The sequence below is a fragment of the Streptococcus sp. DD11 genome (assembly GCF_001578865.1).
GTDB classification, from domain to species: domain Bacteria; phylum Bacillota; class Bacilli; order Lactobacillales; family Streptococcaceae; genus Streptococcus; species Streptococcus panodentis.
Map to the genome: position 1 here is coordinate 1 of NZ_KQ969432.1, position 502 is coordinate 502.

At 50.2% G+C, this 502-nt stretch carries 2 pseudogenes; one reads left to right on the top strand and one right to left on the bottom strand.

Annotated features, from left to right (window positions below):
* Positions 1-209 (top strand): annotated as a pseudogene (locus tag STRDD11_RS13805) (hypothetical protein); the annotation flags it as partial.
* Positions 210-278: 69 nt separating this feature from the next.
* On the opposite strand, the pseudogene STRDD11_RS13280 reads toward STRDD11_RS13805, so the two are convergent.
* Positions 279-502: pseudogene (locus STRDD11_RS13280) on the bottom strand (ABC transporter ATP-binding protein); the annotation flags it as partial.

Here is a 502-nt window from a genome sequence, read left to right on the forward strand (position 1 = left end):
CGCTCCTAGAAACCTTGGATAGATTTTCAGACCATGACCAAGTCATTGCCTATCCGGAAAAACTAGGCGGCGGATTCTCCGTCAAAGCTCCAGACAGCCAACCCCTGGTCGGCGAAATTCTTGACAACGACGGCGACACAGTCCTTTACAGAGATGACCAGCCAGTCACCATCGCCCAAGTCAAGGCAGCTATTCAGAATGATCAATAAATTGATTTTATATTTAAAAACGACCGGCCTAGCGTGACTAGGTCGGTTGTTTTGCTTATACTTATATGTTTAGTCCAAACTCCCCTGCGCCGTCTGCATGTGGTAATAAACGCCTTGGGCGGCCATGAGTTCCTGATGATTGCCATGCTCGACGATGTCGCCGTCTACCATGACGAGGATGAGATCGGCATTTTGGATGGTGGAGAGGCGGTGAGCGATGATAAAGCTGGTCCGGCCCTGCATGAGCTTGTTAAAGGCTTCCTGAATCAGGACCTCGGTCCGGGTATCAATGG